Origin of the sequence: Castellaniella sp. (genome assembly GCF_004321985.1) — a bacterium.
Taxonomy (GTDB): Bacteria; Pseudomonadota; Gammaproteobacteria; order Burkholderiales; family Burkholderiaceae_B; genus Castellaniella.
Map to the genome: position 1 here is coordinate 91,886 of NZ_SCQN01000005.1, position 26,443 is coordinate 118,328.

Annotated in this window: 23 protein-coding genes and 2 tRNA genes; 9 read left to right on the forward strand and 16 right to left on the reverse strand. The window is 63.0% G+C overall.

Going from position 1 to position 26,443, the window contains the following annotated elements:
- Nucleotides 1-167 precede the first annotated feature (167 nt).
- From EPN31_RS00735 to EPN31_RS00755, 5 genes are all read left to right on the forward strand, one after another.
- Nucleotides 168-674 (forward strand): DNA starvation/stationary phase protection protein, encoded by a 507-nt coding sequence (locus tag EPN31_RS00735; protein WP_291768105.1) that lies wholly within the window; start codon nucleotides 168-170, stop codon nucleotides 672-674.
- Nucleotides 675-821: 147 nt separating this feature from the next.
- A complete protein-coding gene (locus tag EPN31_RS00740) occupies nucleotides 822-1,700 on the forward strand; it encodes a zinc ABC transporter substrate-binding protein (protein ID WP_291768106.1) in 879 nt (292 codons plus the stop codon).
- Nucleotides 1,697-2,494 (forward strand): ABC transporter ATP-binding protein, encoded by a 798-nt coding sequence (locus EPN31_RS00745; RefSeq protein WP_291768107.1) that lies wholly within the window; start codon nucleotides 1,697-1,699, stop codon nucleotides 2,492-2,494. Before EPN31_RS00740 ends, EPN31_RS00745 begins: the two co-directional genes overlap by 4 nt.
- Nucleotides 2,487-3,308, forward strand: coding sequence for a metal ABC transporter permease (locus tag EPN31_RS00750; protein WP_291768144.1), 822 nt, complete (start codon nucleotides 2,487-2,489; stop codon nucleotides 3,306-3,308). The genes EPN31_RS00745 and EPN31_RS00750 overlap by 8 nt, the downstream gene beginning before the upstream one ends.
- Nucleotide 3,309: 1 nt before the next feature.
- Nucleotides 3,310-3,720: a Fur family transcriptional regulator gene (locus tag EPN31_RS00755; protein ID WP_291768108.1), complete on the forward strand. Its 411-nt coding sequence runs from the start codon at nucleotides 3,310-3,312 to the stop codon at nucleotides 3,718-3,720.
- On the opposite strand, the gene EPN31_RS00760 is transcribed toward EPN31_RS00755, so the two are convergent.
- The gene (locus EPN31_RS00760; protein ID WP_291768109.1) at nucleotides 3,717-4,955 is read right to left on the reverse strand and encodes an MFS transporter; all 1,239 of its coding nucleotides are present in this window, start codon (nucleotides 4,953-4,955) and stop codon (nucleotides 3,717-3,719) included. The two genes, EPN31_RS00755 and EPN31_RS00760, sit on opposite strands and share 4 nt — an antisense overlap.
- 318 nt (nucleotides 4,956-5,273) lie before the next feature.
- Between EPN31_RS00760 and mutS the strand changes: the two genes are divergently transcribed.
- Nucleotides 5,274-7,850, forward strand: coding sequence for a DNA mismatch repair protein MutS (mutS, locus tag EPN31_RS00765; protein ID WP_291768110.1), 2,577 nt, complete (start codon nucleotides 5,274-5,276; stop codon nucleotides 7,848-7,850).
- 24 nt (nucleotides 7,851-7,874) lie between these two features.
- Nucleotides 7,875-9,083 carry a cupin domain-containing protein gene (locus EPN31_RS00770; RefSeq protein ID WP_291768111.1) on the forward strand — a complete coding sequence of 403 codons (1,209 nt, stop codon included), beginning with the start codon at nucleotides 7,875-7,877 and terminating at the stop codon, nucleotides 9,081-9,083.
- Nucleotides 9,084-9,105: 22 nt separating this feature from the next.
- Here the strand turns inward: EPN31_RS00770 and bamC are convergent, their stop codons facing one another.
- The 4 genes from bamC to EPN31_RS00790 form a co-directional block, all read right to left on the reverse strand.
- Nucleotides 9,106-10,224 (reverse strand): outer membrane protein assembly factor BamC, encoded by a 1,119-nt coding sequence (bamC, locus tag EPN31_RS00775; protein ID WP_291768112.1) that lies wholly within the window; start codon nucleotides 10,222-10,224, stop codon nucleotides 9,106-9,108.
- A 13-nt stretch (nucleotides 10,225-10,237) separates the two neighbouring features.
- A complete protein-coding gene (gene dapA, locus EPN31_RS00780; RefSeq protein WP_291768114.1) occupies nucleotides 10,238-11,140 on the reverse strand; it encodes a 4-hydroxy-tetrahydrodipicolinate synthase in 903 nt (300 codons plus the stop codon).
- A gap of 79 nt (nucleotides 11,141-11,219) precedes the next feature.
- Nucleotides 11,220-11,870, reverse strand: coding sequence for a site-2 protease family protein (locus EPN31_RS00785; protein ID WP_291768116.1), 651 nt, complete (start codon nucleotides 11,868-11,870; stop codon nucleotides 11,220-11,222).
- Nucleotides 11,871-12,011: 141 nt separating this feature from the next.
- Nucleotides 12,012-12,635 carry an L-threonylcarbamoyladenylate synthase gene (locus tag EPN31_RS00790; RefSeq protein WP_291768118.1) on the reverse strand — a complete coding sequence of 208 codons (624 nt, stop codon included), beginning with the start codon at nucleotides 12,633-12,635 and terminating at the stop codon, nucleotides 12,012-12,014.
- A 167-nt stretch (nucleotides 12,636-12,802) separates the two neighbouring features.
- Between EPN31_RS00790 and EPN31_RS00795 the strand changes: the two genes are divergently transcribed.
- Nucleotides 12,803-12,878, forward strand: a tRNA-His gene (locus EPN31_RS00795).
- Between the two features lie 76 nt (nucleotides 12,879-12,954).
- On the opposite strand, the gene EPN31_RS00800 is transcribed toward EPN31_RS00795, so the two are convergent.
- The 3 genes from EPN31_RS00800 to EPN31_RS00810 all read right to left on the reverse strand — a co-directional run bounded on the left by EPN31_RS00800 (nucleotide 12,955) and on the right by EPN31_RS00810 (nucleotide 15,235).
- Nucleotides 12,955-14,367, reverse strand: a complete 1,413-nt coding sequence (locus tag EPN31_RS00800) for a phospholipase D-like domain-containing protein (RefSeq protein WP_291768146.1) — start codon at nucleotides 14,365-14,367, stop codon at nucleotides 12,955-12,957.
- 50 nt (nucleotides 14,368-14,417) lie between these two features.
- Nucleotides 14,418-14,654 (reverse strand): hypothetical protein, encoded by a 237-nt coding sequence (locus EPN31_RS00805; RefSeq protein WP_291768119.1) that lies wholly within the window; start codon nucleotides 14,652-14,654, stop codon nucleotides 14,418-14,420.
- 152 nt (nucleotides 14,655-14,806) lie between these two features.
- Nucleotides 14,807-15,235 carry a multidrug/biocide efflux PACE transporter gene (locus EPN31_RS00810; RefSeq protein WP_291768121.1) on the reverse strand — a complete coding sequence of 143 codons (429 nt, stop codon included), beginning with the start codon at nucleotides 15,233-15,235 and terminating at the stop codon, nucleotides 14,807-14,809.
- A 255-nt stretch (nucleotides 15,236-15,490) separates the two neighbouring features.
- Between EPN31_RS00810 and EPN31_RS00815 the strand changes: the two genes are divergently transcribed.
- On the forward strand, nucleotides 15,491-16,702 hold the full coding sequence (locus tag EPN31_RS00815) for a PLP-dependent aspartate aminotransferase family protein (protein ID WP_291768123.1): 1,212 nt from the start codon (nucleotides 15,491-15,493) through the stop codon (nucleotides 16,700-16,702).
- A 58-nt stretch (nucleotides 16,703-16,760) separates the two neighbouring features.
- Here EPN31_RS00815 and EPN31_RS00820 read toward each other — a convergent pair whose 3' ends face one another.
- The 8 genes from EPN31_RS00820 to EPN31_RS00855 form a co-directional block, all read right to left on the reverse strand.
- Nucleotides 16,761-17,270 carry a hypothetical protein gene (locus EPN31_RS00820; protein WP_291768125.1) on the reverse strand — a complete coding sequence of 170 codons (510 nt, stop codon included), beginning with the start codon at nucleotides 17,268-17,270 and terminating at the stop codon, nucleotides 16,761-16,763.
- A gap of 183 nt (nucleotides 17,271-17,453) precedes the next feature.
- Nucleotides 17,454-17,528 (reverse strand) — tRNA-Arg (locus EPN31_RS00825).
- 124 nt (nucleotides 17,529-17,652) lie between these two features.
- Entirely contained in the window at nucleotides 17,653-18,555 is a 903-nt protein-coding gene (gene xerD, locus EPN31_RS00830; protein ID WP_291768127.1) for a site-specific tyrosine recombinase XerD, read from the reverse strand.
- Nucleotides 18,555-20,294, reverse strand: coding sequence for a sensor domain-containing diguanylate cyclase (locus EPN31_RS00835; protein ID WP_291768129.1), 1,740 nt, complete (start codon nucleotides 20,292-20,294; stop codon nucleotides 18,555-18,557). Before EPN31_RS00835 ends, xerD begins: the two co-directional genes overlap by 1 nt.
- A 29-nt stretch (nucleotides 20,295-20,323) precedes the next feature.
- Complete coding sequence (locus EPN31_RS00840; protein ID WP_291768131.1) at nucleotides 20,324-20,824, reverse strand: aminoacyl-tRNA deacylase; 501 nt, start codon at nucleotides 20,822-20,824, stop codon at nucleotides 20,324-20,326.
- 77 nt (nucleotides 20,825-20,901) lie between these two features.
- Complete coding sequence (locus EPN31_RS00845; protein WP_291768133.1) at nucleotides 20,902-22,803, reverse strand: LapD/MoxY N-terminal periplasmic domain-containing protein; 1,902 nt, start codon at nucleotides 22,801-22,803, stop codon at nucleotides 20,902-20,904.
- A gap of 15 nt (nucleotides 22,804-22,818) precedes the next feature.
- Nucleotides 22,819-23,502, reverse strand: coding sequence for a transglutaminase-like cysteine peptidase (locus tag EPN31_RS00850; protein ID WP_291768135.1), 684 nt, complete (start codon nucleotides 23,500-23,502; stop codon nucleotides 22,819-22,821).
- A 146-nt stretch (nucleotides 23,503-23,648) separates the two neighbouring features.
- Nucleotides 23,649-26,443, reverse strand: a 2,795-nt coding sequence (locus EPN31_RS00855) for an S-layer family protein (protein ID WP_291768137.1), incomplete at its 5' end; no start/stop codon positions are given.

Below are 26,443 nucleotides of genomic sequence, written 5' to 3' on the forward strand. Positions count from 1 at the left end.
GGACTGAAGCTTCACGTGGCGTTTCCTTTTGATAGACATGAACTATCAATAAAATAGGAATAATCAGTTTTATCATTTTGATCGAATCCAGTAGACTCCCTACGGATGCGCCACTTTTCAAGCAAGCAACATCTTTTGGACCACGCAACGGTACAAGGAGTCTGACCATGGCAACCACGAAAACCACATCCCGCAAGGGACGCAAGATGGACACTGGAATCTCGGAGGCCGACCGGGCGGCAATCGTCAAGGAACTGTCCACGATGCTGGCAGATACCTACACGCTGTATCTGACGACCCACAATTTTCACTGGAACGTAACGGGTCCCATGTTCAACACGCTGCACACCATGTTCATGGAGCAGTACACGGAACTCTGGAATGCCGTCGACCCCATCGCGGAGCGGATCCGCGCGCTGGGTTTCGTGGCACCGGGTTCTTATGCGGACTTCGGCCGGCTGAGCACCCTGCCCGACGTGCCCGCACAACCACCGAAGGCGCTGAAGATGGTGCGGATACTGGTCGACGGTCACGAAAAAGCGGCCCGCACGTGCCGCAAGGCGCTGGATGTCGCCGACCTCGCCAACGACCAGCCCACAGCCGACCTGCTGACCCAGCGGCTTGACGTGCACGAGAAAACCGCCTGGATGCTGCACGCGCTGCTCGAAGACTGAGCGTTATCTACGCAAACACTGCATCACGAAAGCTCCCCGGTGTTCGGGGAGTTTTTTTGCGCCCACACGCCAGCCGGCCTCAGCAAAGCGACGAGATGATTGTTATGTTATAACGTAACCTTTTCAAGAAACAAGATAGAGGTCTCCATGCGGGTGTTCGCGAAGATCGCTTTTGCAACGACGATGCTGATTGCGTCTGCAGCCAGCAGTCTGGCGGCATCACTGCCGGTTCAGATCGTGGCTGCAGAAAACTTCTACGGAGACATTGCGTCCCAGATCGGCGGCACGCGCGTGAAAGTCCAGAGCATTCTCAACAATCCCGAACAGGACCCGCACATGTTCGAGGCCAGCCCGTCAGTCGCGCGCGCCCTGACCCACGCCCAGCTCGTGATCTACAACGGCGCCGACTACGACCCATGGATGGCAAAGCTCCTGGCGGCAGCACCCGCGCCAGACCGCCGGGCGATCGGAGCCAGCCAGATTCTGGGTACCCCGCCCGGTGCCAATCCCCATCTCTGGTACGACCCGCAGACCATGCCGAAAGTCGCGATCGCAATCGCCAGCCAACTCAGCGCGATCGATCCCGAGGGGCGCATCAGCTACCAGGACAACCTCACACATGTCCTGCAGGCACTGGAGCAACTGAAGCACACCATCGCGCTCATTCGCGGGCGCTACACCGGCACCCCGGTGACCGCCACGGAGCCGGTGTTCGGCTACATGGCCGGCGCCCTGGGCCTGACGATGCGCAACCAGCCCTTGCAACTGGCGGTGATGAACAATACCGAGCCCAGCCCAAGCCAGATCGGAGCATTCGAAAACGATCTGAAGACCCGTCAGGTCAGAATCCTGTTCTACAACAGCCAGGAAGAGGACTCGTTCACCAGACGGGCCAAAGGCATCGCCGAGGAACACCACATCCCCATCGTGGGCGTGACGGAAACCATGCCGGAAGGCCTGCACTTTCAAACCTGGATCAGCGGGCAGCTCTCGGACATCGAAGCGAAACTCGCCAGTCAGCCATGAACGACGCACTGTCCCTGAACCATCTGACCATCCAGTTGTCTGGCCACACCGTCCTGTCGGACATCAGCCTGACCATCGCCGCCAACCGCTTCGTGGGGGTCCTGGGCCCCAATGGCGCGGGGAAAAGTACCCTGATGCGGGCCATCCTCGGCCTGGTCAGGCCCAGCGGCGGCACGATTTCAGTCCTGGGGGCGGACGTCGCGGCGGGCAATGCACGGATCGGCTACATGCCCCAGGTCCGCACGACCAACCTGTCATTGCCGCTGCGCGGCTACGATTTCGTGGCAAGCGCGGTGGAAGGCCACCGGTGGGGGATCTTCTGGCCCACACGCAAGGTACGGGCCGAAGTGCAGTGGGCGCTGGATCTGGTCGAAGGCAGCGGCCTGGCTGACCGGCCGCTGAGAGATCTGTCAGGCGGTGAACGCCAGCGCCTGCTGCTCGCCCAGGCACTCATCGGGCGCCCGCAACTGCTGCTGCTCGATGAACCGCTGGCGGGCCTGGATCCCCGCCACCAACAGGCTGTCGTGCGCCTGGTCGGGCAAATCCGGAAGGAGCTCGCAGCCACGGTGCTGTTCAGCGCCCACGACATCAATCCGCTGCTGGGCGCACTCGACGAGGTGCTCTACCTGGGGCGCAGCCACGCGGTGCTGGGGCCTGTCGAATCGGTCGTGACGGGGCCCGTGCTCTCACGGCTGTACGGGACGTCGATCGATGTCATCCGCCACCGCGAGCGCATCTTCGTCATGGCTGGCAACACCGCTGCAGAAGAGGCTGACCATGTTCACGATGCTTGACTACGAATTCATGCGCAATGCCTTCATGGCGGGTGGCTTGGTCGCCATCCTGGCCGGCGCAGCCGGGTACTTCCTGGTCTTGCGCGGCCAGGCATTCGCGGGCCACGCCCTGTCCCACGTGGGCTTTGCCGGCGCCACGGGAGCGGCGCTGATCGGCACACCGCCCATCTTCGGCATGCTGGCGTTCATGATTCTGGGTGCGGCGGCAATGGGGGCGCTGGGCAAGCGCCTGCGCGGCAGCGACGTCGCCATCGGCGCCGTACTGGCCCTGTCACTGGGCCTGGGCATGCTGTTCCTGCACTTCTTCACCGCCTACGCCTCTCAGGTGACGGCACTGCTGTTCGGCAATGTGCTGGGTGTCGATCGATCCACGCTGCGCATCCTGGGCGTCAGCACGGTGCTGTGCCTGGTGCTGCTCGCGTTCATCTCCAGGCCCCTGCTGTTTGCGAGCCTGCAGCCCGAACTGGCCGAAGCCAAAGGTGTCTCGCTACGCACGGTAGGCATTCTGTACCTGATCATCGTCGCCGTGGCCACGGCCGCCAGCATCCAGATCGTCGGCGTCCTGCTGGTATTCACGCTGCTCGTATGCCCGGCGGCGGCCGCACAGCGACTGACGAGCGGAGCCGGCAACGGGATCATATTGTCCATCCTGCTGGCGCTGCTCGAGGCCTGGCTTGGCATCGCACTGGCCTACCTGACCGACTGGCCGGTCAGCTTCTGGATCTCTGCGCTGAGCGTCGGGATTTATCTGGCCGCGAGCAGCGTGCGGAGCATTGCGCTGCAAACCGTCACCCGGCACCCCATCGGAGGCTGAAATGTCCCATTCCACGACGCTGACCGAACGCCAATCCATCGTCCTCGACGCACTGTCCCACCATGCCGGCCCGGCCAGCGCTTACGCGCTGCTCGAATACCTGCAGGGCGCGAGCGGCCTGAAAGCGCCGCAACAAATCTACCGGGTGCTGGACAAGCTGCTCGAACTAGGGCTCGTCCACCGCATCGAGAGCCTGAACGCTTTCGTTGCCTGCGACCAGCCCCATCACGATCACACGCGCGGCCTGATCCTGCTCGCCATTTGCGACCAGTGCGGCCGTGTCGACGAGTCCTCGGACGCGGCCGTCGAGCGCGGCCTGCAGCGCTGGGCCAGCCAGCACACGTTCCAGATGGGCGGTGTTTCGATCGAAATCCACGGCACCTGCGGGGAATGCGCGGCGCACCCGGGCTAGACGGTCCGTTCCGTCAGTGAGGCGTCCTCACCCTGCTTCGCCAGCATGAGCACGGCGACCGCCAGCACGAGCGGCACGAAAGACACCCACAGCACCATGTTCCAGCCATAGGCCGACAGCAGACCACCCGAGGAGAATGACCCAATCGTCATGAGGCCGAACACGATGAAGTCGTTGAACGACTGCACCCGTGTCTTTTCCTCTGGCCGGTGGCATTCCAGGACCAAGGCCGAAGCGCCCAGAAAGCCGAAGTTCCAGCCCACTCCCAGCAGCGCCAGCGACACCCAGAAGTGGAACACATCTGCTCCCCTCAGCCCGGTGATGGCGGCAAGCCCGATCAGCAGCAAGCCCACCAGCACCACGCGTCGCGCACTGAAACGGTTGATCAGCCGGCCGGTGAAGAAACTGGGCAGATACATCGCGATGACATGCCATTGCAGGCCCACATTGGCCGAAACCTGCGACTGGCCATGCATGTGCATGGCCAGCGGCGCAGCCGTCATCAGGAAATTCATGAGCAGGTACGACACGGCACCGCAGACAGCGGCCGCTATGAAGCGCGGCTGTCGCACGATCACGACAAGCGGTCTCCCGGCGGACATCTCGGCACGGCTGGGCATGGGAATGCGCACCCCCAGCAACACGAATGCCGAAACTGCTGCCACCGCTGCCTGTACGAGGTATGTGGTGGCAAACCGGTGCGGCAGCCACAGATCCATAGTCCAGGTCACGAGCTGGGGCCCGAAAACCCCGGCCGCAACGCCGCCCGCCATGACCAGCGACAGCGCGCGCGCCCGCCGCCCAGGTGAGACCCCGTCGGCCGCTGCAAACCGGAATGTCAGCACCACCGCGCCATAAGACCCGCCGAACAACGTGGCCAGGCAGAACAGCCAGAAACTTCCCGTCATCACCGCCAGTGCGGCCACCAGCCCGGCCAGCACGCCGGTGGACGTCCCGATCAGGAACGCCGTGCGCCGGCCATAACGGCGGGCAAGCGCACCGACCGGCAAGGTGCAGATCGCCATCCCGACCACGAAAATCGAAATCGGCAGCGTCGCGAGCATGGGCGACGGGGCAAGCTGGTCGCCGACAATCGCTCCAGTGGCGTAGGTCACGACCGAGTTGGCACCCGCCAGCGCCTGCGCTACCGACAGCCGCCAGAGGTTCGCGCGTTGCACCGCTTCGGGAATCAGGGATGGATCGCCTGGGGACGTTGCAGCGCTATGGTCCGACATGGGTATGGACTCGTTCAAAGTCAGGAGGTGAATGTTTAAGCATACGCCAAGCCTGTCCAGATCCTTCGCGATCCTAGACTCTTTCCCCAGATACGCTGAGAAGTTTTGCCCCCACCCCCCATTTATCCACCCCGCCTGTGGACAAACCGATGGACAAGCTGGGCGCTATTCCGGATTCTTTCGGTCGGACAACGGGTTAGGAGGGGCGGTCACAGAACGGTCATAGTCAGCGGCGGCGAGGGACCGGATACAGGTCCGACACCCGCTGCCCAATGCACGATAATATTCCCTTGATTGTCCCCGTCCTCGCACCGCCCCATGTCCCCCGATCTCTCCGGCCACACGCCCGTCATGCAGCAATACCTGAAGCTCAAGGCTCAGGCGGGCTCGCATCTGCTGTTCTACCGCATGGGGGACTTCTATGAGATGTTCTACGAGGACGCGGAGCGTGGGGCAAAGCTGCTGAACCTGACGCTGACCAAGCGCGGGACTTCAAACGGTGTGCCCATCCCGATGGCGGGTGTGCCGTACCACGCGATGGAAGGTTACCTGGCCCGACTGGTGGCGCTGGGCGAATCGATCGCCATCTGCGAGCAGATCGGGGACCCAGCCACGGCCAAGGGCCCGGTGGAGCGCAGGATCGTGCGCGTGGTGACGCCAGGCACGTTGACGGACGACGCGCTGCTGCCGGCCAAGGCCGACCGCACCATTGCCGCGTGGGTGGCCACGCGCACGCACGGACGAGACGTGATCGGGCTGGCCTGGATGAACTTGGCCAATGGGGACTTCAGGGCCTGCGAAAGTACGCCCGACCTGTTAGACACTGAGCTGGGCCGCATCTCGCCGGCCGAGCTGGTCTGCGCAGAACAATCCCAGGTGCCAGACGTAGCTGCGGCCATCAGCCGGGTGCCGGACTGGCACTTCGAAGAAAGCGGCGCACGCGACACGCTGCTGCAGCACTTCGGGGTGGACGACGTGGGCGCATTCGGGCTGGGGTCCCTGCCGCAGGCCATGCGCGCAGCGGGTGCGCTGCTACGCTATGTCGGAACCACACAGGCACAGGCGCTCAGCCACGTCCACACCCTGTCCGTAGACGCGGGCGGCGACTATGTGGTGCTGGATCCGGCGACGCGCCGCAACCTGGAGATCACCGAGACGCTGAGCGGGACCGACGGACCAACGCTGTTCAGCACACTGGATCACTGTCGCACGCCTATGGGCAGCCGCCAACTGCGACGTTGGCTCCAGGCTCCCTTGCGGGCCAACACACAAGCCCAGGCGCGACAAGACGCCATCACCCAGTTGCTGCAGGCACAGGAATCGGACACGGCGCTGCGCACACTGCGCGACAGTCTGCGCAACCTGCCGGATCTGGAGCGCATGGCCACCCGCCTGGCGCTGGGCACCATCCGGCCTCGCGAGCTGGCAAGCCTACGCGATGCCCTGGCCACCCTGCCCGACCTGGCGCGGGCGACCCAGGCCGCCTTTTCAGCACAGGGGCTACTGGCAGACAGCCTGCGGGACGTGCCCGTGGACGAATCGCTCCACGGGTTGCTGGCCGGCGCAATCGCGGTCGAACCCGCCCTGGCCATCCGCGACGGGGGCGTAATCGCTGACGGCTACGACGGCGAGCTCGACCAGCTGCGGCAGCTCGCGGGTGACAACGGGTCATTCCTGATGGAGGTCGAGGCCCGCGAGCGCGAGCGCACGGGGATCGCCAACCTGCGGGTGGAATACAACCGGGTGCATGGCTATTTCATCGAGGTCACCCGCGGGCAGACGGACAAGGTCCCCGACGATTACCGCCGGCGCCAGACGCTGAAAAACGCCGAACGCTACATCACACCTGAACTCAAGGCATGGGAAGACCAGGTGCTCTCTGCGCGGGATCGAAGCCTGGCGCGTGAAAAACTGCTGTTTGACCAGATCCTGGAACAAGCAGCCGCACAGGCGGCGGCAGTGGCCCGATCGGCGGCCGCGCTGGCCCGGATCGACGCACTGGCGGCGCTCGCGCTGCACGCGCGCGACCACGGCTGGTCGGCTCCCACGCTCTGCGAAGATAGCCGCCTGGACATCCAGGCGGGCCGCCACCCCGTCGTGGAACACACCATCGAGGCCTTCACGCCCAACGACTGCAGCTTGCACGATGAACGCCGCATGCTGCTCATCACCGGCCCAAACATGGGCGGCAAGTCCACCTACATGCGCCAGGTCGCACTGATCGCCCTGTTAGCGCGCATCGGCAGCTATGTGCCGGCGACACGTGCCGCCATCGGGCCACTGGACCGGATCTTCACACGCATCGGTGCTGCCGACGACCTCGCGGGCGGCCGGTCCACGTTCATGATGGAGATGATGGAAGCCAGCGTCATCCTGGCTGCGGCAACGCCGCGCAGTCTGGTGCTCATGGACGAAATCGGGCGCGGCACCTCCACCTACGATGGACTGGCGCTGGCCTGGGCGATCGCGCATCGGCTGCTGACGCACAACCGCGCACTGGTGCTGTTCGCCACCCACTATTTCGAGCTGACCCGCCTTCCCGAAAAAACACACGGGGTGGTCAACGTCCACCTCGCCGCGGCCGACAGCGCCGGTGGCGTCGTCTTCCTGCACGAGGTTCGCCCGGGGCCAGCCAGCCAGAGCTACGGACTGCACGTCGCGCAACGCGCTGGCATCCCCCAGGTGGTGATCCGCCACGCGCGCAAGGAACTGGCCGAGCTCGAAGCCCGCAACCGTGCCGAATCCCAACTGGCCCTGTTCGTCCAGGGGGTCGAGGACGAAACCGGCGATCCGGAAGAGCCTCTGCGCACGGCCTTGCGCAACCTGGATCCGGATACGCTGAGTCCGCGCGAAGCACTGGAACTGCTCTACCAATTGCGCCGCGATTTCCTGTAGCACATCACAAGCCAGGAGCCGTCCATGTATTCATCCACACGACCTCCCACTCCCGATCAACCCACGCCGCTGCTGGGCGGCCTGACACCCCGCCAATTCATGCAGGACTATTGGCAGCGGAAGCCGCTGCTGATCCGCCAGGCATTTCGGGGGTTCCGCGCACCGCTGTCGTCGCGCGAGGTGCAGACGTTGGCGCGCCGCGACGAAGTCGAGTCGCGCCTGATCACCCGCAAGGAAAATGGCTGGACATTCAAGCGCGGCCCGTTCCGCCGGCTGCCGTCCGCCGAGCAGCCAAACTGGACGCTGCTGGTGCAAGGCGTGGATCTGCACGACGACGAGACGGCGGCGCTCATGCGCCTGTTCCGTTTCATCCCGGACGCGCGCCTGGACGATGCCATGATCAGCATTGCCACGGACGGCGGCGGTGTCGGCCCCCACTGCGACAGCTATGACGTGTTCCTGCTGCAGGCGCATGGCCGCCGCCGCTGGCGCACCAGCCAGCAGGCCGACCGCAGCCTGGTGCCGGGTCTGCCGCTGAAGATCCTGGCTGATTTTCAGCCCGATACCGACGACGTGCTGGAGCCCGGTGACATGCTGTATCTGCCGCCCAACGCCTGCCACGACGGGATCGCGGTGGGCGACGGGTGCATGACGATTTCCATCGGCTTTCGGGTACCCAGCCAGGCAACCCTTGCGCGCGGGCTGCTGGAGGCCGCCGCCGACCAGATCTCGGCGCAACACCTGGGCGACACGGGGTTGTATGGCGACCCCGTTCTGCCGGGCACGGATCTGTCCGCCCTGTATTCCGACGCGGGCACCGAGCCCACTGACCACCCGGCCGAGATCCCGGCCCCTCTGGTTCGCACCACGCTGGACACCCTGCAGCGGATCCGCTTCGACGAACCGGTCGCGGCTCGATTCCTGGGGCAATGGCTCACCACGTTGCCGGACAACGCTTTCTTCGACCCGACGGACGATTTTGCAAATCTGGAAGAAGCCGTCCCCGCTGCCGGCAGCCTGGTGCTGGACCGGTGTACTCGCATGATGTACTTCGGCGAGCAGCTCTTCATCAACGGGGAAGTCGCCCCCACAGCCACGCTACCGGAGCTGCAGGCGCTGGCGGACCAGCGGCAGCTGGGTGCGACCGCCCTGCAGGGGCTGCCCGGTCCGGTATGCGCCCTGCTGGACGAATGGCTGCAGGAAGGCTGGGTACACTGGGTTCCCCAGCCCTGACGCTACGGGATGGCCTTTGGCGCTACTGGCTGGCCTTCAGATTGGTCGCCAGCACGGTCAGGATGCGATCGGCCGTGCCGTTGGTGAGTTGCTTGCCATTGGCGTCCAGCACGGTGACTTCCGATCCACCGCCTTGCTGCGCCACATGCACCCGAAGTTTCAGCGGTTCGGCGGTATTGCGGGTCCCGAACATGCGGCCAAAGATGTTCTGCTGCTCGACTTTCTGGCCGTTGTCTGTATCCAGATAGCGGATGTAGTAGTCACCCTGATCCCGGTTGCGGTCTTCCACCGTGAAGCGTGCCGAATCCAGCGCGACCCCCACGCGGCGCCAGGCCCGGTCAAAGGTCTCGGCAACCATCAGCGAAGCCTGATTGCGGGTAATGTCGCTTGTGGTGGCGGGCCCCGTGTCGTTGGTCGCCTGCTTGAGCTGCTGCGCGGCCTTTTGCTGGTCTTCACCCAGATACACCATCAGGCGCGCGATCATGGCCGCGTTCAGGCCCGGGTCTTCCTTGCCGAACACCCACTTGAAGGCGGTACCGTCGCTGGTGGGCGTTTCCTCCATGTGCTGGTGGCTGATGTAGATCTCGGTCTTGTTGGTGCTGTCGCGCTCCAGGCGCATGGTGAAGCGATCGCGTTCGCCGCTGTCGAAGACCTGGTCGAGGATGCTGCCCAGCGCACTGCGCAGCCAGCCTTCGGGGATCTTGGCGCGGTTCTCGGCCCAATCGGTCTCGATCAGTCCCGCCCGCGGATCCTGGGAATGAATCGTGAAACCCTGATCGCCCCAGAACGAAATGAGCTTCGGGTACAAGGTCTGGGCAGGCTCAGCGACCACCAGCCAACGCAACGACCCGTCGCGCATGACCTGCATGTTGGCTGACTGTGGCAACACGCGATCGGCGGGATTGATGCTCCGGTTCTTCTGGCTGGCAGCGTACGCGCTGAGCGTCGCAGTGCCCTCGGGTGCCTTGTAGTGCGTGTCCGCGTTCGCCTGAGTCAGATCGGGCGGGATGGACAGTGGATCGCCCGTGACTGTGCTTTTGTATTCGATGGACTCGGTCTGTCCCGTCAATTGGCTGACGGTGGAGCAGCCAGAAACCATCAACAGGCTCAGCAGAGCCAGGCTGGCCCAAGGGGCCGTCATGCGTTTCGTCATATTAGAGAGCACCTGCTTCAATCAAGGCCTGGCGTACGACCGCGCGATGCGATTCCGACAGTGGCGTCATTGGCAAGCGATAACCGAGCTGGGTCAACCCCATTTCGGCCAGCGCCCACTTGACGGGGATGGGATTGGCTTCCACAAACAGCACCCGACTCAGTTCGACGAGTTTTGCGTTCAGGCGCCGGGTTTCCAGCCCATCGCCACGGATTGCCGCCGCGCACAGCTCATGCATCAGGCGTGGCGCCACGTTGGCAACCACGGAAATATTGCCCCGCCCACCCAGCAGCATCAACGCTGCCGCCGTCGGATCGTCGCCGCTGAGGACGGCGAAGTCTTCGGGGACCTGGGTGATCAGTTGGGCCACCCGGCCGATGTTGCCGGTTGCGTCCTTCACCCCCACGATGTTGGGGATCTGGGCCAGGCGCACAACGGTTTCGTTGGACAGGTCAGCCACCGTACGGCCCGGCACGTTGTAAAGAATGCTGGGCAGCTCCACCGATTCGGCGATCGCCTTGAAGTGTTGATAGAGACCTTCCTGGGTGGGCTTGTTGTAGTAGGGCACCACCGTCAGGCCGGCATCCGCACCCGCCGCATAGGCATGGCGCTGGAGTTCGATCGCCTCGGCCGTCGAGTTGCCGCCGGTACCGGCAACAACGGGGATGCGGCCATTCACATGGCGCACGGCCAGTTCGATGAGCTCGGCTTGCTCCTGGACCGTCACCGTGGGGGATTCGCCCGTCGTACCCACCACGGTGAGTACGTCAGTCCCCTGCTCGATATGCCAGTCGATCAGTTTTCGATAGGCTTCCAGGTCCAACTGCCCATCCGGGTGCATGGGCGTGACCAAGGCCACCATGCTGCCCTGGAAGACTGGAAAACGGGAATCCGAGCCGGACATGATAAGACGCGCTCCGAGAGTCACCCGGTTCTGGCCGGGCAGAATAAAAAGCCAAGTTTAACGGATTCGGAGCGTCAATTTACAAAAAAGCTCTGACGACCCATTCGCCGAAGGCCAGCAACGGTTGCATGATGGGCCAGAGCCACCCCGTCATCATGAGCACCAGCAGGATCACAATGCCGTAGGGCTCAATCTTGCCGTACTGCCAGGCCGCCCGGGCAGGCAAAAGGCTGAACACGACACGCCCGCCATCGAGCGGCGGCAAGGGGATCAGATTGAGCGCCATCAGGATCAGGTTGACCTGTACCCCGGCGTGCGCCATGAGCTCCCAGAAGCTGCCTCCGGCCACCGTGCCGGTTTCCAGCAATGCGCGCCAGATCAGCACCCAAACAATGGCCTGCAGCAGATTGGATGCCGGGCCCGCCAGCGCCACCCACAGCATGTCCTGCTTGGGCTTGCGCAGGCGGCTCCAGTTCACTGGCACGGGTTTGGCCCAGCCAAACAGCAGGCCGCCGCCCATGAGGCGCGTCACCAGCAGCAGCGCCAGGGGAACCACGATGGTGCCGATGGGGTCCACGTGGCGCAGCGGATTGAGGCTGATCCGCCCGGCCTCTTGAGCGGTCAGATCACCGAAGTGGCGCGCGACATAGCCATGCGCCGCCTCGTGCAACGTAATGGCAAACAGCACCGGCAGCGCGTAGACCGTAATGGTCTGGATGAGATTGTCCATGAATGGGCATCAGAAGCCGACCCGCGTCGGCGTAAACGTCAAGCATAACCGCTGACGGCGCCGCGCAGGGGCCCAGGAGCGCTGAATTTGAAGTCTGGGACCCCCACCGGACGAGATGAACCGGGGGGCGGGCGTACCGGGCTACAGGCCCAGACTGGCCGGATCCCCGCGCCCGCGTCGCACGACCTGTGGTACGGCTCGCGTCAAGTCGATGACCGTCGTGGGCTCGAAGGGGCACGCACCGCCGTCGACCACCGCCGCCAGGTCGTGCTCATAACGCGCAAAAATGTCCTGCGCATCATTCAACGGCAGGTCCTCACCCTCGGGGATCAGCGTGGTGGACAGTAGCGGCGAGCCCACCGCATCGATCAGCGCACGGGCCACACGATGATCAGGCACCCGAATACCGATGGTCTTGCGCGAGGGGTGCGAAACCCGGCGGGGAACTTCCTTGGTGGCTTCGAGAATGAACGTGAAGGGCCCCGGAGTGGCCAGCTTGAGCAGCCGGTACTGGGTGTTTTCGACCTTGGCGAAATGGCTGATCTCGGCCAGATCGCGGCACAGCAGCGTGAGATGGTGCCGCTCATCGAGGCCCCGCAGCCGCCGTAGCCGCTCGGACGCATCCTTGTCGTCCAGCCGCGCTACCACGGCATAGCTGGAATCGGTCGGAATGGCCACCAGCCCCCCCCCGGCAAGCAGCTCCCCCGCCTGGTGCAGGAGCCGTGATTGTGGATTTTCAGGGTGAACGACGAATATCTGAGCCATGAGCGTTTCCTATGAAAAGGTCCGGATCGCAACCACGAGCCCCAGCATTGACACGGGGCCGTATCCATAACATGAACGAAAACAGGACGACAATCAAGGGGACCCGGATGGGCCCGTCAGTGCCTGCAAGTACACGGCAGACATGTTAGAATCGCGGTTCTTCAACGGTGACCGTAGCTCAGTTGGTAGAGTCCCGGATTGTGATTCCGGTTGTCGTGGGTTCGAGCCCCATCGGTCACCCCAAAATTCCTTCGTCTTCATATCGCCAGCAAACGCTTGCCGGTGAAGCTTGGCACACCAAGCGCCTTATCCCCCCACCCTACAAATACGGACTCGCCAGCCAGATGATACGGTTGCGCAGGCGCTTCGGGTACGGGATGGCGTCCAGCGACTGGATGGTGACCGGATCCGACTGTGCAATCTCACGGTCGATGCGATCGGCAATCTGCGTCGCCAGCCCCCGGTCATAGACCTCCATGTCTAGTTCAAAATTCAGCCGCAGGCTACGCGGATCCAGATTGGACGAACCCACATAAGACCAGCCGCCGTCCACCGTGCATAACTTGGAATGATCAAAGGACCCCCGGCTGCGCCAGACACGGCAGCCGCCCCGGATCACCTGCGCGAGCTGCGCCATCATGGCGTAATTCACCAGCCGCAGGTTGTTGCGCCCGGGAATCAGGATATCGACCTGAATACCGCGCCGCGCCGCAGTGTTGAGCGCTCCCAGCAGCGTCTGATCCGGCAAGAAGTACGGCGACTGGATGCGCACGTGGTGCTGGGCCACAGCCAACGCCCCGAGCAGCACATTATGCGTGGCCGCGATGAAACGGTCTGGCCCCGTGCGGATGCAGCGCGCTGGCACATGCGGCTGCGGCGCCTGTGGCGTGGTCTTGCACCAGTCCTCGATACGCAAGCGTTCACGCGTCGTGAATTCCCAGTCGTTGGCAAAGACTGCAAAAAGCTGGGTGGCCAACGGCCCCTCAATCCGAAAATGCGTATCCGTATTGGCGCGCCGCCCGGCGAGCGACCGCATGAAATTTTCCCGGATGTTCATACCCCCCATGAACCCCAGGTGACCGTCGACGAAGAGTACCTTGCGGTGGCTGCGCAGATTGGCATAAGCCATGCGCAGGCCCATAGGGTTGGTCATGAAAAGTTCCACGCGAATTCCGTGCTCGCGCAGCATGCGGACGATAGGAGGCCGCGAGTACTTGGAACCGACTGAGTCGATCAGGACACGCAGCATTACGCCCCGGTCCTGGGCCTGGCGCAACGCCTCGGCAAACTGCAATCCGATACGGTCGTGGTCGAAGATGTAGCTTTGCAGCGCCACACAATGATTGGCCGAGGCAATCGCCTCCAGCATGGCGGGGTAGGCGGCATCGCCGCTGTCGAGCAGCGTGATGTGGTTGCCGTTGTGCAGCGGAAAGCGGCTGATCTGGTCGCACAGCACCCGCAGGGAGGCAAATTGCGGGCCCGCCATGGGACTGACGTCGGGGACGGGTTCGCCGGCACTGTGGACGTAATCCTTGATGAGCCGGCTGCGCTGAGTGGAAAGCTGATCGCGGCGAACGCGATTGATCCCGGCAATCAGGTACAGAAAGGGCCCGAGCAGCGGCGAGGCCAGGATGACGCCCACCCAGGCAATGGCGGCACGCACGTCATTCTTGTTCATCGCCGCGTGGGCAGCGGCCACCGCGCCCACGACGAGCGACGTCAGGGCCACCATGTGGGGCCAGTAGTGCGTCAGGAACGCGGTGACCGCCCCCACGTCGCGGCCTACGCGCCCGGGCCGGGCCGCTGCAGCAGCGAATCCAGCCAGTCGGGATTGGGTTCGCCCTGGGTGGCGAACTGCTGGTTGCGCGAATTGGAGCGCCAGATGCCGCCGCCGATTCCCAACACGGGCTCGACGCGATACCAATACCACTTGCCATCCGCATCCTGGGCGGTCCAGTCCCAGCCCGGCGGCGCCAGCGACCAGTCCGGCCCGCCCGCGGCCACAGTGGTGACATCCATCGAGTTTCCCATGAGTCAGCGTCCAGTCCGTCCATTTGCGCGCCGATACCTGGCGCCTGAATAGAATAACCAAACCAGGAGCCCGTGTGCGAACCGGCGCACCGGAATACCCCCTGTTTCGACCGCAGCCCGTTCGGAACCATCCCCACGCGCTAGCGGTCCGTCATCAAGCCTTCTCGAATCTTGTCGTAGCCCAGATTGAACAGGAAGCCGTAGGGCAGATAAAACAGGACCAGGCCGATATCCAGGACCAGCGCCCGCCAAAGCGACACGTCCAGCCAGACCGCGATCAGCGGGATGACGATCAGGATGAGACCGACTTCGAACCCCACGGCGTGCGCAGCCCGGACCCAATAGGTCCGCGCGAAGCCACGGGACATCTGCAGGCGGTCGAAGGCCCAGTTGTAGAGCATGTTCCAGGCAACCGCGATGGTGGCGATGATGGCGGTGAGCACCCCCATGCTGACCACCGATTGTCCGGTGATCCAGGCGGCCAGCGGCGCAGAAATGACAATGGCCACGACTTCAAAGGCCAGCGCATGGAACATGCGCTCGGCTGGCGATCGATCGAAATTCGACATTGGGAATTCGTGAAGAGCGGTGCCGTCACCGCGTTCGCGATTTGCGGCCGGGGTCGTCCCCAGCGGTCCGGAAGGATCCGGAAGAAGTGGGTTCCATTGTAACGGACCACCCCCAGAGAGGGAACGGCGCAGCCACCGAAGCAACCGCCGCCCCATCCGCTGCAGAAGCTTATGCGCGGGAGCGCCACTGGCCGGCACGGACGCCGGCGTATGATGAATCCTTCTCTTTCACGACAGCCAGCAGGAGCCTTTTTCATGACCACGCCCGAGTCACCCTTCCCCGACACATCAGACTGGCGCGAGGAGTCGCTGGTCCTGCATGGCGACGAAGGCTGCGGGCAGGAATCGTCCGTGGTGCCGCCCATCTACTACAGCGCGACCTTCAAGGCCCGAAACGCCCAGGAATTCTCGGCCATGGCAACCACCAGCCGCCCGGCCACGTTCTATACGCGCCACGGTAACCCGGTCAACAAGCACGTCGAGGCCATCCTGGCCAAGCTGGAGGGAACGGAATCGGCGCTGCTCACGGGCTCGGGCATGGGCGCCATCAGCACCACCATCCTGGCGCTTCTGAAAGCAGGCGACCACGTGGCCGTCCAGCAGCGCCACTACATGAGCACCTCCAAGCTGTTCTCCGAAGTGCTCACGAATTACGGGGTGCAGGTCAGCTTCTTCGACCAGACCGACCTGGGCAGCCTGGAAGCGGTCCTGCGTCCGGACACGCGGCTCATCATGGTGGAAACGCCCGTCAACCCCAGCCTGTCGATCACGGATCTGGCCGCCGTGGGCAAGCTTGCACGCAGCCGGGGCATTCTGACGGTGGCGGACAACACGTTCGCGTCGCCCCTGAACCAGCGTCCACACGACTATGGCATCGATATCGTGGTGCACAGTGCCACCAAGTACCTGGGCGGACACTCCGATATCGTGGCAGGCGCCATCTGCTGCAGCAACGAACTGGCCGAACGTATCTGGAAGATGCATGTGACGCTGGGCGCAGTGCTCTCGCCCATGGATGCCTGGCTGCTGCTGCGCGGCCTGCGCACGCTGTCGCTGCGCATGGAACGCATCAATGCCAACGCGCTGGCGCTGGCCCGGTGGCTGGAAGGCCGCCCGGAGATCACAAAAGTCCTGTATCCGGGACTGGACAGTCACCCGCAGCACGCGCTGGCTGCGCGCCAGATGCGCGGTTTCGGTGCGATCGTGGCGTACTCGCTGCGCGGCGGCTACGCAGCCACCCAGCGCTTTGTCTCGGCGTTGCGCCTGGCCACGCAAGCCGTCAGCCTGGGCGGCGTGGAGACGCTGGCCGTCCACACGGCATCCATGTGGGCCAGCTCCATGACGGAAGCGGAAATGCAGGCGGCCGGTATCGAGCCGAATTTCGTCCGTATGTCGGTAGGCGTGGAGCATATCGAGGACCTGAAGGCGGATCTGGCGCAGGCGCTGGAAAAGGCCATGCAGCCATAACCCTGGCGAATCCCGGAACCAAACAATCTTCGACGGCCCGGGCCAGGCCAAGCCGTGCTCACCTCTGGCGCCGCATCGATGCGATCTCGGCATCCACCACCATTCTCCCGATGGCGCGGCCCATGTTGAACGGGCTGGAGGCAGCATTCACCCGGCGGATACCCTCGGGATTGAAGGCTGGCTCGGGAACCATGGTTCCACCCGTCATCCTTGAATAAGCGTCGCCAACCTGCCTGACCCGTCGCAGTCTCGGCATGATGTGCACAATGTCGCTCTGCTCGTACAGATCGTCGATCGCATGGGGACTCAGCCTGGAATAGGCGACTCCTGCCATCATCCCCGGCCGGGCACCCGGATCATTGAACGACTCTTCCACCCAGGTGACGATGACATCCAGCGGGATCTTCCGGAAACTCAGCCCGCCCATCCTGCTGAGGTGGCGCTTGCGGCCCCACATCGACGCATCCCAGGCCGCATAGACCTGAGGCTCAAATACCTCTACCGGGAGATCCAGCACCGGGAAATTCCAATCCACCACGTTCACCACCCCCTCACGCAGACTGAACAAGGCACGATCCGTCCTCAGCTTGCCGGTAAGGTGTCGATCCGACACAGCAGCGGCGGCGTCAGTTTATCCTTTGTAATCGATTGCAACACAACCGGAAATCCGTGCGTGGCGATTTCGGCACGAGGGTCATCCCCTAGGGCCTCACCGAAGAGGCACAGGATGAAGGGGTGTGTTCGGGTGAGATGGCGTCTCCTGCGGGAATCGAACCCACAATCTTCCCTTAGGAGGGGAAAGTTATATCCATTTAACTAAGGAGACCAAGGAGACCTGAGGGCGCCCGTACCGGAGGCCCCAGATGCAATTATAAAGGACACCACACCACAGCCATGCTGGCCTTGCCGAGACATTCTGCACGGCAGGCCAGCACCCCGAATCCCTAGACTCAGGCTCGCGGATGATGGTGCGCATGCAAGGTCTTGAGCCGTTCCCGGGCGACGTGGGTGTAAATCTGCGTCGTTGAGATGTCCGCATGTCCCAGCAGCATCTGCACCACGCGCAAATCGGCGCCATGGTTGAGCAAGTGCGTGGCAAAGGCATGACGCAACACGTGCGGCGACAACGGAACGCGGATGTCCGCCAGTTCTGCGTACTTGCGAATCAACAGCCAGAAGGCCTGGCGTGTCATCGCTGCTGCCCGCGCGGTCACGAACAAAGCGTCGCATGTGCGCGGCCCCAGGATGGCCGGCCGGCTCTCGGCCAAATAGCGCGTAATCCAGTGCAGGGCTTCTTCTCCGAGCGGGACCAGGCGGTCCTTTGCGCCCTTGCCCATCACCACCCGCACCACGCCGTCATTCAGGCTGGTATCCGAAACTGCGAGATGCACCAGTTCACTCACCCGCAGGCCGGTGGCGTACAGCGTTTCCAGCATCGCCCGATCACGCAGCCCCAACGTTGTCTCGACGTCCGGCGCCGAGAGCAGCGCATCCACCTGGGCCTCCGACAGTGTGTGGGGAAAGCGTGCGGGCTGGCGAGCACTGTGTACACCCAGACACGGGTCTTCGGTACACCGGCCATGACGCATGGCCCACAGGTAATAACGCCGCAGCGCCGCCAGGCGCCGATTGGCCGTGCTCGCCTTGGTCTGCAGGTGCTGCGCAGCCAGCCAGGACTGGACATCGGCGCGCTGGGCCGATTCGAGCTCGCGCGCGCATTCCTTCTGCAGCCAATGCCCGAAAGCGGTCAGATCACGCCGATAGGCCGCCAGCGTATTGGCAGCCAGGCCGTCTTCCAGCCACAGGGCATCCAGGAATGTGTCTACCGTTGGAAAGTCGGAGTGCGGAGACATTATGGCGACCGGAAACGAGACGATTTGTGCTGGTACATGTCCGCATCGGCGCGCTGCATCAGTTCGCCGGGCGTAACCCCGTGGTCCGGCCAGATGGCGTGGCCAATAGCCACCCCCAGCCTGACCTCTGTGCCGGTCGGGACATCGTGCAGGGTATGCAGCGGCGCCTGGACGGCGTCTGTCAGCTTGGCCGTCAGCGTGGCGATAGCTGCCGGCGCGGTGGCGCCCGACACGAACACGACGAATTCGTCGCCGCCCAGCCGGGCCACCAGGTCACTCGGGCGCAGGCATGCCTGCAGCCGGTGAGCGATCTCGATCAGCGCACGGTCACCATTGTCATGCCCGTAGCGGTCGTTGAGCGGCTTGAAGTCGTTCAAGTCCAGAAAGAACAGCGTAAACGGTGATCCTGCCCGGGTGCGTGTGGCGGCACCCAGCAGACTTTCCAGGGCCGTGCGGCTGGCCACCCCGGTCAGCCGGTCCGTGAACAACTCGGTACGCATGGCCTTGAAGTTGCGCGCGAGATCCCCCACCTCGTCGCGCCGGCGGACGTCGATCACGGCATCGGTCGCACCCTGGCGAATGCGTGTGACGGCGTGGGACAAAGAAATGATGTCCTGCGCAATGCGCCCGAACAGTCGCATGCCGAACAGAATCGTCAGGGCCACGGCCAGCAGCCCCACCCCGAGCGCGATCCAGAGCTGTCGCTCGATCCCCAGGAAGATCTCGTCGCGCGGCATGGCCACGATCGCCGTCCAATCCAGCCCCGCATCGTCGATGACGCGCTGGGCCGCCACCGCGATCGTCTGTCCGTCCTGGTCCACTGCAGTCGTCCAATAGGCCTGTTCCCGACTGGCATCGCCCACCGGCTTCGCCTGGTGAAGCAGCGGGGCCACACTGGCGTACGCCGCGCGGATCACCGGATCCCCAGTCTCCAGCGCGTTGATGCGCGTCACCCGCCCGCCGCTACTTTTCTCCAGGTTCTGGAGCCCAGTCCCTGCGAGCAGGTTGCCATCGCGTTCCACCACGATGGCGCGGCCATGCTCACCAACCTTCAGCGTCGCAATGAAATGGTTGATTTCCTTCAGCGGCACGTCGGTCGCCACCACGCCCTCGAAGGTACCGTCAGCCGCCAGGACTCGGCGGGCACGGGTCACGACCAGGTCGTGGGTGGTGAAATCGATGTACACCGACGTCCAGAAGTGCCCTTCAGTATGCTTACCCGTCTCGAACCAGATGCGCGTGCGCGGGTCGAAAAGGCCACTTTCCCGCCTGAGGTAATGCGGCATGCCCGCGATGCCCGTATAGCGGTAATACGCACGATGCTCGGTGGGGCGAAGCTTGAGTCGCAGTTCAGCCTCGTCGTCGCTCAGACGCTTGAGCGCCAGGCTCTGGCCAGCCCGGTTGCCGTAATACACATAGTCGTTCGGATTTGAATAGACGGAAGTTGCCACCCAGAAGCGCTGCCGCAAGGCGGTCAATTCCGAGCTGATGTCGGCAGTGGCCGGCATCCCGTCGGGGAAGGCAGCCTCGAGGACCGCAGCAGAGCCACGAACATGAAAATGCACGGCCTGCGCGATGCGCGCCGCGACTTCGCGGATGTACTGATCCGAGAATGATCCGATGGTCTGGCTGGCCGACCAGTAGTACGTCGCCCCCAGCACGACCGACACCAGAGCCACCAGCAGCACATAGGGCAAAACCAGTTTTACCCGTAGCGAGCGGAGCCTGGCAGCGAACATGGGGGGCCGCATAATTCGGCTGTCAGACGTCAGTGCTCATGATCGAGCGCCACCTGGACAGGTCTGGCACCCAGCGCGCCCGTCAGCACGTCGGCCGCCACGCTGATCAGATAGCCGCGCCGCCCGCCGTTCAAATACACGATATCGAAGTCCAGCAATGTTGACTCAACCCAGACCGGCATGCGCTTGCGCGTCCCGAAGGGCGACGTGCCCCCCACCTGATAGCCCGAATTACGCTGGGCATTTTCGGGTGTGCAGGGGCTGACCTTTTTAACGCCCGTCTGGCGTGCGAGATTCTTTGTCGAGACCTCCCGGTCGCCGTGCATCAGCACCACCAGCGGTTGGCCCCGCTCATCTTCCATGATGAGTGTCTTGGCGACCTGATGCAGCGGCACGCCAAGCTGGTGCGCCGCTTCTTTGGCCCCCCCATGGTCCACATAGTCGTACGGAAACTCCCCGAAGGGGATCTTCTGCTGGCGCAGCCAATGCGTGGCCGGCGTCTCAGAAGTGTGCTTGGCGGTCTTGGACATATTGCTCAATGAAGCGGCTGAACACGCTGACTGTATACCCCACTGCTGCCTGCGCTGCAAAATGGCAACGCAACGAATCAGGACCCCGCCGTCAGATCCACGGCCGCGCCCACATCCCGGGCCGTTTCCTGAATGGCCTCCAGCAGCCGCCGTGCCCCGGCGCTTTCAGCCTGAGCAGCGAGCAGGTTACCCGACACCCGCAGGTACTCAGGGTGGACCTCGTGCAGATATAGCAGTGCTTCAGGCTGCTCGGCAAAGCTGCGCAACCCCAGGCGTACGCCATGTTTGCGCAACGCCGCCACAAATGCCACCACCCGTTCACGATCGGCAACCAACCCATACGAGTCCAGTTCCACCACGAGCCGCGCGGCTTCTTCAGGAGCGGGCCCCAGACGCGCCGTCACATCGTCCAGAAACTCGTCGTTCAGGATGGAGGCGAGCGACACGCGCAGCACCAGTTCCCCGGGCTGCGACCGCAGCCAGCTCAGTGCAAGTTCCACCCCGCGCACATCACAGGCTGCCGATATCCCCAGCCGCACGGCAGGCGGCATGAACAGATAGCCCGACAGGGGTTCGGAAGCCCCTGGTTCCCGAACCATCAGCATGCCGATCCGCCGGCTGCCGCCCGCCGGCGAAAACCGGTCCGGCGCGGTGTCAAGTTCGAACCAGTTCTCGGCCAGCGCATCGCGCAGCAGCTCCCGCCAGACCTGCTCGCCGCTACCACGGCCGCCCGCCAAGGACTGCAAAGCCGCGCCTGGCAGATACTCCACATTTTCATGCCCGGCGCTTTCCGCGCGCATCAAAGCCTCGTCCAGCCTGGAAAGCACATTGCTGAGATCCTCGCCCGGCTCGTAGTCGGTCAGCGCCTGCCGCCAGCGGCACAGGCCGGCATGGCCCAACTGGATGCGCTGCGCCTGCAGCATTTCGCCGACGAACTGTGCGATACGGACCGCGACCGGCCCCGGCACCATCGGCATCAGGAAGGCGAAGTCCGAACCGTTCAGCCGGCCCAGCCAGGCTTCCGATCCCAGTCGATCGACCAGAATCCGCTGCACGAGCTGGCCCATGTTGGTCAGCCACTGGTCCACCACCCGGCGGCTCACCGTCTGGTTGATGGCCTGCAGGTCGCATTGCCGGAACAGCATTACATGGCCGCCCTGCGCCTGATGAGGATCGGATTGCTCCAGCACGCGCCGGAACTCATTCATGAAGTACTTGCGGTTGGCCAGCCCCGTAGTCTGGTCACGATTCAGCTCCAGCTGCAGAGACTCGATGCGTGCTTCGCGTTCGGACGCCGTGGCACGCACCTGCTTGTGCGTACTGGTGATGATCTGCGAGACTTCCCGTAGCTCCACCATCGCCGGGTGCCGTACCGGAGGCAGGTCCGATCCCCCTTCGGTGCGGGCCATGGCCTGCACCCGGGCCATGACGTCGTCCTGGATCGCACGTCGCAGCCAGCGCATCAGCGCCAGCACGAACAACCCCCAAAGCACTCCGGCGGCCACCGTCAGCAACACAATGCGCACGGAGCTGTTCCACAACGAATCCCGCGCATAGGCGTCATTGGCCTCCAGGCGGACCACACCCAACTGGTTCCAGCCGTTCGAGACCTGCCGCTGCGCTTCGTGGCGAGCCATGGGCAACAGATGGCTGAACCAGCCGGGCGCCGCACCCGCAGCTCCGTCGCTGTCATTCAATTGGCGGCGCACCAATATCCGCCCGGTCGGATCCAGAAATTCCGCCACCCGAAATTCTCCGCTGTCGAACAGCACCGCAATCAGCAGCTCGCGCACTGACGGGTCCTGATTGGACGGCTGCGAGAGGGTCAGCGCCAAGGAAGTCGCCGTGGAGTCGGACTGAGCCTGGAGCTGAGTATCCAGGTATTGGCGGGCCGAACCAATGCTGAAGATCATGACCCCGGCCAGGATCACCACGATCGCCAGCGTCACGCTGATCAAAAGCTGTCTAAGCAATGACATGTCCGTCCACCCTATTCAAGGCTGAAATCCCTCGGCACGCATCTTGGTGAGCAGATCCCGCCAGCGACCAATCCGATCGACTGAGGAACGTCTGCTGCCTTCGATGTAGATGCCTTCGGCATTGAAACTGAAAACCGGCGTCAGATCGGGGCGCAGATGCGCCGGTTGAATACGATCGATCAGACTGTCGAGCACCAGCGGCTCGGCCAGGGGCTGCGGATAATAGCCCAGCACCATGTGGGCAATGCTCTGGGTACCCACCATGGCCCGTACATACACCAGGCGCAGCTTCTCTGGCGCCACCCCCAGATACAGCAGGGAAAAATACTTGCCGATCACATAGTCTTCGCAGTCCCCCGCCCCCTTGGCCAGGGACTCCATCGGCGTCGCCCAATAATCGACCTGTCCCCAGACCGTGATGTCCTCGCTTTCGAGCAACGCCTGGTCCCAGAACTGGTTCACGATGCGCAGCTTTTCCTGCTCCGACTTGCCAGCGGCTTCCCGCAGCATGTCCTGCCAGGCCTGCACCGCCCGACCCGCCTGTGCCCCATAGTGCTGACGGGCGTATGTCACCAGATGCGACGGATCGAACGTGATCGCCGGCGCTGGCGCCAAGGCCAACCCCAGACACAACGCCAGCGCCGAGGCGCCCTGTAACAGGGCACGAAGCCCGGCAGCAGAGAAACGACGAAAGGGCATGCACAGATTCTGATACAAGGTGATGCAACGCCAGCGACGCAAACGATGACCCGAGGGGAAATGCTACTGGTTACTTCCCCAGTGATGCAAATCCGCCCGCATCCGGGGGTACCGGATGCAGGCGGAGATCGGGCAGGATCCGGCGGTTAGGTATGATCCACCTTCAGCTTGCCGTCGGAGATCATCTGCTGAATCATATGCGCCTGATCCATCCCCGCGTAGGCCGTGGTGAGGTCGACGTTCTGGATCACGATCTGCTGATCGTGGCTGGTCGCCACTTGGCCCGTTGTGCTGATATCGATGGTCGTGGTAGTTGCATTCCCCGTGATGTGCAGGTAGTTGATAAGGTTGGTATCGTCTGTCCCGTGGCCAGAGAGCAGACTGCTCAGGTCCAGCACATCCTTGCCGTTGGGATCTGGCGTATTACCCGGCAACGTCCCGATACCGAAGTCATTGACTACATCCACAGCAGGATTGGACGTCGTGCCCTGATCACCTAAATGCCAGGCAAATACGTCATTGCCGGCACCACCAGTGAGTATATCGTTGCCTGCACCACCGATCAGGGTATCGTTGCCCGTACCGCCTGTAAGCGTGTCATTACCAGCCCCACCATCAAGAATATCGCCGCCATTGCCAGCCGTTAATGTGTTGTTTAGGTGGTCGCCCACCAAGGACGTCGGGGTATTGTCCGACACCAAGTTCGTCCCCGGAGGCTGCGTCGTCAAATCGAGCGTGCCCACCGCATGATCTCCATCGCCGTCGGTAAGGGCAAGATTGAAACTCATGTCCACCGAATGGCCCGCTCCCCCAGAAGAAATGCCGTATGAATCCATGAGGTACCGGAAGTCGGTGCCACTCACGCTCTGAACTTCAATCGCACTGAAAGTCGAAGAGCCTACAACCTCAACAGAGCTGTTAGCGGTCATGCCCGTCAAATAGTAACCGCCGTGACCATCCGAGGTCAGGTGAGAAGGATCGGCTGCCACTCCATTCACGTAGATATTGGAGATCTGGATCTGAGTACCCTCACCCACCAAGAGCCCGCTACCGGACGCGTGCGCAGTGCTGTCGTTGTACGCTCGTACCCACATCGTGGTATCAGTGGCGCCGCCATTCATCGTAAAGGTGAATGCGTCCACGCTGAAGTGCTGAGCATAGCTGTAACCAGTCGCTGCTGTGGCAGTGTTTACGAAATCAATTCTGGCAATCTCGCCAGAATTCACGAAATTGTTATCAACCCCCATGCCCGAGGTACTGGTGTTGACGGCTCCGCCGACAACAGTGCCACCACTGCCAACCACCGCCCCAGACAACAGCATGTCAAAATCGTTGGCACCATTTACCACTGCGAAATTAGAGTGGCCTGAAGCAGCATTCTTGAGATCATTGGGATTGATGGTGATCTGGCTGCCATCATCGAACTGCTGGAAGATCTGAACTGTGTAGGCATCATTAGATTCATTGGTCGCACTCGGATTCAATGTGATCGCGAATACCTGTGCACCTCCTGTTGTCGTCCCAACAAGCGTATCGGTTCCAAAACCCGTCAAGATTATGCTTTGTCCACCTGAGAGAACATCGCCCCCATTTGAAGTCAGATGCGTACCGTTGGTCCCGCTGAATACAATGGAACTCCCCACTCGATCGGCGCCAATACTGTCATAGAAGTTGAGTTCCCCGGAACCTATCGTACCGACAGTGTTCAGAATCTCCATCGGCATAGCAGCCATATTAAGCGGCACGTCATCGACGATCTGCACCGCAAAGCTCGCCGCCGTTGACACGCTCCCGTCCACATCCTTGGCCGTCACCGTGAAGTTCTCCGGTGTGGACAGGTCATTGATCTCCGGCGCATGCACCAGCGTGTACGTGTAGCTCACCGTCGCCGTGTCACCCGACAGGCTGTACCCATTGAGTACCATCGTCCCGTACTGCGTCGTCACTGTCTGCGCGCCCGCGCCCGTATTCAGACCCTGGACCTCCGCTGCCGTCAGCGTCAGTGACGCCGCGTGGCCCAAACTATCCGTATAACCCAGCACCACCGCCGCAGTCGCATTCAACCCATCGGGCGACTGAATCGTGAAGTGCTGATCCGACACCAAGTTATTCACGTTCGGTGCACTGCCAGTGAGCAGACCACTCTCGTACACCGTGCTGTCATTCGGATTCCCAGACACCGGCGACTGATCCACCGGCGGCACATCCACCGCCGGTGTCGAATTCCCAATGGCTATCGTCAAGGTCGTGTGCGACAGATCCCCGTCCCCGTCCTTGATCGTGTAGGTGAAGACATCATTCACTCCGCCTGCTGATCCGGGATTGCGCATATAGCTGTAACTGCCATCGGCATTGAGGGTCAGCGTGCCATATGAACCCGCGATACCTATGCCCACGCCAGTGCCGTCCAGATTCGCACCCGTGTTGCCCGCAGCCACCCCTACAACACCACCACCAACGGCCGGACCATCAGCTCCAAAGAGATCATTCCCCAAGACGTTACCCGTCTCGGCCGTGAACTGGCCCGCAGCCAGGCTGTCCGTGTCGGCATGCGCCGTGGGCACGTCGTCCACGATATCGATCACCAGACTGCCAGCAGGCGAATGGTCTCCGTCAACATCGGTCACCTGCACCGCAAAACTCACCGAGGTGTTATCTCCTGAGGTGTTCGTAGCCAGCGTGTAGCTGTAGGCAATCGAGCCGTTTCCGCTGGTCGGGTCGTACGTATAACTCGCCGTAAGCGAGCCGGTCGCATCCGTGAAGGTCTGGGGCGTGCCCGTAAGAACATGCCCACCGAGCATCACCTGCGACACCCCGTCTGGCGAGGCGAATGCAATCGCACCGCTCGTCGTCTCGCTGGTGTCGCTGTTGTTCGACGGATTGCCATCGGCCATTTCGCCTGAACCCGCCGGCAACCCATTGTGCGGCGGCAATCCCGCCT